This is a genomic window from Thiolapillus sp., assembly GCF_048562965.1.
Lineage (GTDB): Bacteria > Pseudomonadota > Gammaproteobacteria > Chromatiales > Chromatiaceae > Thiolapillus > Thiolapillus brandeum_A.
Genome location: NZ_JBHNMF010001128.1, coordinates 1 through 856 on the forward strand (window position 1 = coordinate 1; position 856 = coordinate 856).

1 protein-coding gene is annotated in these 856 nt (G+C 56.4%); it reads right to left on the reverse strand.

Going from position 1 to position 856, the window contains the following annotated elements; genetic code table 11:
- Positions 1-298: 298 nt before the first annotated feature.
- Positions 299-715, reverse strand: a complete 417-nt coding sequence (gene tnpA / locus ACOCD2_RS22775; protein ID WP_419626200.1) for an IS200/IS605 family transposase — start codon at positions 713-715, stop codon at positions 299-301.
- Positions 716-856 lie beyond the last annotated feature (141 nt).

Genomic DNA, 856 nt, shown 5'->3' on the forward strand with positions numbered 1-856 from the left:
CAAGCCCTTCGCATCCCTGATGCCTCCGCGTCCGTGACGCTCCGCGCTCCGCTTGGCTTGCTAAGGGGATACCCCTCGCGCCGGTCAAGGGTTCGCTTCGCCCTGCCCTCGCCCGTTCAGACTCCTCCCTTCGGTCGTCTCTTAGCTGCGGCCTCCGCCAGGCCCTGGACCTATGCTACTCCGTTTCAACGCCAGGAAAGGATTCATTTTGGCTTTCCCTTCCTGGAGTACATGTCCAAAAAGCGCGACAAGCCCCTTCCTTCATGGAGGGGAAGGATAGCGCATCGCCGGTAGGCGATTAGTGAGGGGCTTGCTGTTGTTCGATGTACTGCTTCAGTACCTCGATGGGGGCACCTCCCACGGAACCGGCAAAGTACGAAGGCGACCAGAGATGGCCTTTCTTTCCGATCCAGTGGGTTTTGATGTGCGGGTAGCGTTTGCGCAGGCGGCGGGACGACACCCCTTTGAGGCTGTTGATCAGTTTCGACAGTTGCACGGTCGGGGGATATTCCACAAGCAGATGCACATGGTCGGCTTCGCCGTTGAACTCGGACAAGGTGGCTCCTTGGATTGTGCATACATCACGCATGATCTTTTCCATGTCACGCAGCATGGCGCAGCCCAACACCTTGCCGCGATACTTGGTGATGAAGATCAGATGGGCGTGAAGCATGAACACGCAATGGCGACCGGTACGAAGCGCTTTATCGGGCATAGACCTATTGAATATATAGCGAGGATATGCGAGTATTTTACACATGAAAGCCACAAAGACCAATATGCCGATCAAGACCTTGCAGGTGCGCGTGAGAGACAGGCACGCAGCACTGTTGTCGCGTATGGCCTTTGAGGTGAA